Genomic DNA, 7,080 nt, shown 5'->3' on the forward strand with positions numbered 1-7,080 from the left:
AGCGGGGAGAAGGAGGATGGCCACGACGTGGATGCCTCCCTCTCCCCGCTTGCGGGGAGAGGGTAAGGGTGAGGGGCCGGCGCTGGCGTGACCGCATGATTGAACGGAGATCCATATGTCCATCATTCCCGTGAACAGCTTCGCCCTCGACCGGTGGATCGCACCGTCCGGCGACACGGCGAAGCTCAGAAGTGCCATAGACGGTCGCGTGGTGGCGGAGATCGGCGGTCGGCTCGATTTCGCCGCCATGGCCGACCACGCCCGGCGCGTCGGTGGGCCGGCTCTGCGCGCCATGACCTTTCACGACCGCGCCTTCGCGCTGAAAGCGCTGGCGCAGCATCTCAACGAGCGGCGCGAAGCGCTCTACGAGCTGTCCTACGAGACCGGGGCGACCAAGCCCGATTCGATGATCGACATCGATGGCGGCATCGGCACTCTGTTCGTCTATTCCTCCAAGGCGCGGCGCGAGCTGCCGGACGATTCCGTGCTGGTCGAAGGCGCGCTGGAGCAGCTTTCGCGCTCCGGCCGGTTCGTCGGCCAGCACGTGGCGACCCCGCTGCAGGGGGTGGCCGTGCACATCAACGCCTTCAACTTCCCGGTCTGGGGCATGCTGGAGAAACTGGCGCCGACGCTGATCGCCGGCGTGCCGGCGATCGTCAAGCCGGCCTCGGCCACCGCCTGGCTCGCCGAGGCCTGCTTCCGCATGATCGTGGAATCGGGGCTCCTTCCGGAAGGTGCCGTGCAGTTCATCGCCGGTTCCACGGGCGATCTTCTCGACCGGCTGACGGGGCAGGACGTGGTGTCGTTCACCGGTTCGGCCTCGACCGCCGCGATGCTGCGCTCGAACCCGACCATCATCGGCAACTCCGTGCGCTTCATCGCCGAGCAGGATTCGCTGAACGCCTCGATCCTGGGGCCTGATGCGGCGCCGGGCACGCCGGAGTTCGAGGCCTTCATCAAGGAAGCGCATCGCGAGATGACCGCCAAGGCGGGGCAGAAATGCACCGCCATTCGCCGCATCATCGTGCCGGCGCAAAGCCGCGATGCGGTGATCGAGGCTCTTGCCGAGCGGCTCGGCAAGACGGTGATCGGCAATCCGCGTGCCGAGAACGTGCGCATGGGGGCACTGGCAAGCCTCGCGCAGCGCGCCGACGTTCTGGAGAAAGCCGGCATCCTGGCGGGTGAGGCGAAGCGCGTCTTCGGTGATCCGGACGCTTTCAAGGTGGAAGGGGCGGATGCCGGCAAGGGCGCCTTCCTGCCGCCGATGCTCTTTTCCTGCGAGGATCCGGACGGCGCCGAAAGGCTGCACTCGGTGGAGGCCTTCGGGCCGGTGTCGACGGTCATGCCTTATCGCGACCTCGGCCATGCGCTGGCGCTCGCCAATCGCGGCGGAGGGTCGCTGGTGGCCTCCGTCTTCACCCATGATCCGGCAGTGGCGCGCGAAGCCGTGCTGGGAGCCGGCGCCTTCCATGGGCGGCTCTACTTCGCCAACCGCGACACCGGCAAGGAGGCGACGGGCCACGGCTCGCCGCTGCCGCATATGGTGCATGGCGGACCGGGCAGGGCCGGCGGCGGCGAGGAGATGGGCGGCATGCGCGGCGTGATGCATTACATGCAGCGCACGGCGATCCAGGGAAGCCCCGACATCATCGCGGGCATCACCGGCCGCTATGTGCCGGGCGCGGCGACCGTCGAGAAGGAGCCGCACCCGTTCCGCCTGAGCTTCGGCGAACTGCACCCGGGACGCACGCTCTGGGCCGGTCCGCGCACGGTGACGCTGGAGGACATCGAGCATTTCGCGACCTTCACCGGCGACACGTTCTATGCCCACATGGATGAAGAGGCCGCGGCCGCCAATCCGTTCTTTCCAGGACGCGTGGCGCATGGCTACCTGATCCTGTCCTTTGCCGCCGGACTGTTCGTCGAGCCGGCGCCCGGGCCGGTGCTTGCCAATTACGGCCTCGACAACCTGCGCTTCATGAAGCCGGTTTCTCCGGGCGACAGCCTGAAGGTCCGGCTGACGGTGAAGCAGAAGACGCGCCGCAACGACGACTATGGCGAGGTGCGCTGGGATGTCGGCGTCTACAATCAGGACGGCGAGCAGGTGGCCGGCTACGAGCTGCTGACGATGAACGCGATGTAGGGGCGAAGGCTGGCTCCCGCCCTCGTGGTTCGACAAGCTCACCATGAGGGCTTCCCTTGGCGCTCACCATGAGGGGCTTCCTCGGGCGCCTTCGCTTCGAAGCGCGCTGCGGCTGCGCCTTCTTCACCCTCATGGTGAGCTTGTCGAACCACGAGGGTGAAGAACAGAAGGACGCTCTCGCCGTGTCTACCGCTCCAACGGCCTGAAGCTTATCCCGTCCACCAGGTCCCCGGCCTTCACCAGCGCCGCGCCCGTTGCGACGACCATCTGCGGCAGCAGCATCCATTCGAGCGTCCAGGCGGCGCCCGAGCGTTCGTTCTCGTGCACCAGCGACTGGTGCATGCCGGCGAGCAGCGTCGCGTTGAAACGGGCGAGCGTGACCAGGGTTTCGGCGGCGACCGGATTCTTCTTGTGCGGCATCGCCGACGAGCCGCCGCCCGAGGAAAGCACGATCTCACCGATCTCACTCTGTGCGGCGAGCGCCACGTCCTGGCCCATCTTGCCGAGGCTGCCGGTGATGAGCGACAGGACCGAGGCAAGTTCGGCGATGCCGTCACGTTCCGAATGCCGCACATGGTCGACCAGGGAGAGGCCAAGGGCAGCGGCCATATGGCGGGCGACGGCCGGACCTTTTGCGCCGAGCTTGTCGAGCGTTCCGGCGGCGCCGCCGAAATGCAGGATCTCCACGGCCTGCCGCGCGCGCTCGAGGCGTTCGGCGTGACGCTCGAGGGGCGCGCGCCAGGAGCCGATCTTGCGCGCGGCGGGAACGCGGATGGCGGCCTGCATGCGCGTGTGCGCCATCACCTCGACCGCACCGTCGCGCGCCTCGAGCAGGGCGAGGCTCTGCGAAACGGTGGCAAGGCGCTCCAGGAGGATGGCGCAAGCCGATTTCAGCCGCAGTGCCAGGCCCGTGTCGATGACATCCTGGCTGGTGGCGCCGAAATGAAGATGCGGGCGGCAGGTTTCGGGCAGCTTCGCACGCAGTTCGGCGACCAGCGCCGGGACGACGACACCGTCACGCGCGACGCCGGCCCTGAGGGCCGGGACGTCCGGGCTGAAGGTTGCCAGAAGGGCGACGATCGCCTCGGCAGCATCTGCCGGGATGACGCCCTCCTGGCGCTCCGCCTCGGCGAGCGTGGCCTCGAAGCGGAGCATGGCGTCGATCTCGGCACGGGCCGAGAACAGATGGGCAAGCGGCTCGTCGCCCAGAAGGCCGGAGAGGATCGGGTGATCGAAGGGGGAGATCGTCATTGGCGGTCTTGCCTCGTTCCTGACACTCGCGGGGTTCCCGTCCAGCTTTCCAGCGCATTTGTTCATCGTTGGCGGGGATGCGAGTGCCTTTCGTTGGCACTATGCCCGATCAGATGTCGAAAAACACCGTCTCCCTGTCTCCCTGCAGGTGGATGTCGAAGGTGTAGGTGTCGCCGTCGCGGGGGGCGATCAGGGTCGCGATGCGGTTCTGATGCTCGAGGCGGGTGAGCACCGGGTCCGCGTCATTCGCCTTGGCCTCGTCGCCGAAATACATGCGGGTCGACAGGCCGAGATTGATGCCGCGCGCGACGATCCACAGGCTGATATGCGGGGCCATCATGCGGCCGTCCGGGAAGGGCACCCGTCCGGGCTTGACGGTCTCGAAGCGGATCTCGCCCGTCTCCATGTTCGAGGGAAAGCGGCCCCAGCCCTGGAAATTCGGATCGGCTGCGCCGCGCGTTTCGGATGGCGAGTTGTAAAGGCCTTCGGCATCCGCCTGCCAGGTTTCGACGAGGACGTCCTTGAGAGGCGTGCCGGTGCCGTCGAAGATCCGCATCACCACCGCCACGCGCTCGCCCTTCGTCTTGTCGTTGACGAGAGGCTGGCCGAGGTCTTCGGGGTAGATGCCGGAGATATCGCAGAAATTCGGGGTGAGGCCGATATGGACATAAGGGCCTGCCGTCTGAGAAGCGCTCTCCTTGAGGCGTCCGAGTTGCTGGGCCATCAGTTTCCCTCCAGGCGGTTTTCGAACAGGGTCGAGCGGCGGCCGCGCAGCACGATGTCGAACTTGTAGGCGCGCGCGTCCATGGGCACGGTGGCCTGCATGTCGAGGGCGGCGATCAGTCCCTCGACGGCGCGCCGGTCGGGGATGGTGGCGACGATCGGGCATTGCCAGATCATCGGATCGCCCTCGAAATACATCTGTGTGATCAGGCGCTGCACGAAGCCATGGCCGAACACGGAGAAATGGATGTGCGCCGGGCGCCAGTCGTTGATGCCGTTCGGCCAGGGATAGGCGCCGGGCATGATCGTGCGGAAGGCATAGTTGCCGTCCTCGTCAGTGATGGTGCGGCCGCAGCCGCCGAAATTCGGGTCGAGCGGGGCGAGATAGCCGTCCTTCTTGTGTCGGTAGCGGCCGCCGGCATTGGCCTGCCAGAATTCGACCAGAACGTTGGACATGCCGACGCCGCGCTCGTCGAGCACACGGCCGTAGACGATGATGCGCGGACCCATGGCGCTCTCGCCGGGGCGGGCATAATTCAGCGTCAGGTCGTTGTCGAGCTCGCCCAGGATCTGCCGGCCGAACGTCGGGCCGGTGACCTCCGACAGCGTGTGCGGGAAAGCTATCGGCGCCCGTTGCGGCGAGCGGACGACGGAGGTCTTGTAGCCGGGCGTCAGCGCCGGCGGATGCCAGAGACGGTCGCGCTGGAAAAAGCCTCCCGTTTCGGGACGGTCGTTTCTCATTCTCCTTCTCCTTCTCCCTCCATCTCGGCGAGCGTGCACTTGACGATCTTGATCGCATGGTTGGCCGCCGGCACGCCGGCGTAGATCGCCACATGCAGCATCGCTTCGCGCAGATCCTCGGCGCTGGCGCCGGTGTTGGCGGTGGCGCGCACATGCATGGCCAGTTCGTCGTGCTGGCCGAGCGCGGCGAGCAGGGCGATGGTGACCATCGAGCGTTCGCGCCTGGTCCATCCGGGGCGCGACCAGACATGGCCCCATGCCGCTTCGGTGATGAGCGTCTGGAACGGCGCGTCGAAATCGGTCTTGCGTGCCTCGGCGGCGTCCACCCAGTCGTCGCCGAGGACGGCGCGGCGGGTCTTCATGCCCTCCTGATAGCGGGGGCTCCTGTCGTCTTCCGACATCACTGTCTCCTTTCAGGCCTCAAAAGGGCAGGCCCACATAGTTCTCCGCCAGCATGGTGAGCGCGGCGCGCGACTGGAACAGATAATCGAGCTCGGCGTGCTGGATCTTCTGCCCAAAGGCGCCCTGATCGGGGAAGCGGTGCAGGGTGCTCGTCATCCACCAGGAAAAGCGCTCGGCCTTCCACACCCGCGCCAGCGCCCTTGCCGAATAGGCATCCAGCCCGGCCGTCGATTTCTCGATATAGAATTCGCGAAGCGCATCAAAGAGATAGCGGATGTCGCTCGCAGCCAGATTCAAGCCTTTGGCGCCTGTCGGCGGAACGATGTGGGCGGCATCACCGGCAAGGAACAGCCGGCCGAAGCGCATCGGCTCGGCGACGAAGGAGCGCAGCGGCGCGATGGATTTCTCGACCGACGGGCCGACGGTCATCGCGGCGGCGGTCCGTTCGGGCAGGCGGCGGCGGATCTCGTCCCAGAAACGCTGGTCGGGCCACTCCTCGACCCGCTCGTCGGCGCCCACCTGCACATAGTAGCGGCTGCGCGTGGTGGAACGCATCGAGCACAGGGCAAAGCCGCGCGGATGGTTGGCGTAGACGAGTTCATGGCCGACCGGCGGTACGTCGGCGATGATGCCGAGCCAGCCGAAGGGATAGACGCGCTCGAAGGTCTCGATCGCCTCGTGCGGGACGGACTGGCGGGAGATGCCGTGGTAGCCGTCGCAGCCGGCGATGAAATCGCAGGCGATGCGGTGGGTGACGCCATCCTTTTCGTAGGTGACGAAGGGATTTTCGGCATCGAAGCCGTGCGGCTGCACGTCCTTGGCCTCATAGACGGTGACGGCGCCGGAGGCCTCGCGCCCGTCCATCAGATCGTGGGTGACCTCGGTCTGGCCGTAGACGAGGACGCGCTTGCCGCCGGTCAGGCCATATAGGTCGACCCGGTGGCGGCGGTTGTCGAAGGCGAGGTCGAAGCCGTCATGCGGCAAGCCTTCGCGGCGCATGCGCGCGCCGGTGCCGGCCTCGTCGAGCATGGCGGCCGTGCCTTCCTCCAGAACGCCGGCACGGATGCGCGAAAGCACATGCGCCTTCGACGAGCGTTCCAGGATGACATTGTCGATGCCGGCATTGGTGAGGAGCTGCCCGAGCAGCAGTCCTGCTGGGCCGGAGCCGATGATGGCGACCTGTGTGCGCACGGCAATGCAATCCTCCCTGTTGCCGACCGTCAGAGTGGAAATTCCTGCTGCCGGCGGCAATGGACATTTTCGGCAAAGGATTGCACATTTCGATCATACGGGAGATGCGGCATGGCACGGCGTGGGATACCCAACTACCGGCTTTATGAAGAAAAAACAGGGGAATCTTCGGATTTCTGGCTTCACTGCGAGACGCTTTCGACGCGCAGCGAGCTGCACAATTGGGAAATCGCGGTGCATCGGCATTCGGCGCTTTTCCAGGTGTTCTGGGTGACGAGGGGAGAGGGCATGCTGCTCGGTGGCGGGCAGGAGGGCCGAGCCTTTGCCGCGCCCTGCATGCTGTTCATACCACCCGGTGCCGCGCATGGCTTCCGTTTCGCGCAAGGCTCCGAGGGGCTGGTGACGACGGTTCTGGCGGACCGGCTGTCCCTGCCGCTGGGGGCCGAGTGGCCTCTGTCCGCCTTCTTCGCCGAGGCGCGCGTCGTGGATCTGGCCGGGGAGGAGGGCGATGGCCACCACATCGATCGCCTGTTCCGGCGAATCCATGAGGAGAACGCGCGGCGCGACCTCGGCCGCGACCTGATGCTCGATGCGCTGGTCACCCAGATGCTGGTCTGGCTGGCGCGGGC

6 protein-coding genes and 1 pseudogene are annotated in these 7,080 nt (G+C 66.6%); 2 read left to right on the plus strand and 5 right to left on the minus strand.

The window, feature by feature from the left end:
* Nucleotides 1-115: 115 nt before the first annotated feature.
* The gene (gene paaZ, locus NUU27_RS24295; RefSeq protein WP_257764879.1) at nucleotides 116-2,143 is read left to right on the plus strand and encodes a phenylacetic acid degradation bifunctional protein PaaZ; all 2,028 of its coding nucleotides are present in this window, start codon (nucleotides 116-118) and stop codon (nucleotides 2,141-2,143) included.
* A gap of 186 nt (nucleotides 2,144-2,329) precedes the next feature.
* Here paaZ and NUU27_RS24300 read toward each other — a convergent pair whose 3' ends face one another.
* The 5 genes from NUU27_RS24300 to pobA all read right to left on the minus strand — a co-directional run bounded on the left by NUU27_RS24300 (nucleotide 2,330) and on the right by pobA (nucleotide 6,451).
* Nucleotides 2,330-3,394 (minus strand): 3-carboxy-cis,cis-muconate cycloisomerase, encoded by a 1,065-nt coding sequence (locus NUU27_RS24300; protein WP_257764880.1) that lies wholly within the window; start codon nucleotides 3,392-3,394, stop codon nucleotides 2,330-2,332.
* Between the two features lie 109 nt (nucleotides 3,395-3,503).
* Nucleotides 3,504-4,118 (minus strand): protocatechuate 3,4-dioxygenase subunit alpha, encoded by a 615-nt coding sequence (pcaG, locus tag NUU27_RS24305; protein WP_257764881.1) that lies wholly within the window; start codon nucleotides 4,116-4,118, stop codon nucleotides 3,504-3,506.
* Nucleotides 4,118-4,858 carry a protocatechuate 3,4-dioxygenase subunit beta gene (pcaH, locus tag NUU27_RS24310; RefSeq protein WP_257764882.1) on the minus strand — a complete coding sequence of 247 codons (741 nt, stop codon included), beginning with the start codon at nucleotides 4,856-4,858 and terminating at the stop codon, nucleotides 4,118-4,120. The genes pcaG and pcaH overlap by 1 nt, the downstream gene beginning before the upstream one ends.
* Entirely contained in the window at nucleotides 4,855-5,259 is a 405-nt protein-coding gene (pcaC, locus tag NUU27_RS24315; protein ID WP_257764883.1) for a 4-carboxymuconolactone decarboxylase, read from the minus strand. Before pcaC ends, pcaH begins: the two co-directional genes overlap by 4 nt.
* 19 nt (nucleotides 5,260-5,278) lie before the next feature.
* Complete coding sequence (pobA, locus tag NUU27_RS24320; protein WP_257764884.1) at nucleotides 5,279-6,451, minus strand: 4-hydroxybenzoate 3-monooxygenase; 1,173 nt, start codon at nucleotides 6,449-6,451, stop codon at nucleotides 5,279-5,281.
* A 111-nt stretch (nucleotides 6,452-6,562) separates the two neighbouring features.
* Between pobA and NUU27_RS24325 the strand changes: the two are divergent.
* A pseudogene (locus tag NUU27_RS24325) lies at nucleotides 6,563-7,080 on the plus strand (AraC family transcriptional regulator); the annotation flags it as partial.

This window comes from Nitratireductor sp. ZSWI3, from assembly GCF_024655565.1.
GTDB lineage: Bacteria > Pseudomonadota > Alphaproteobacteria > Rhizobiales > Rhizobiaceae > Nitratireductor.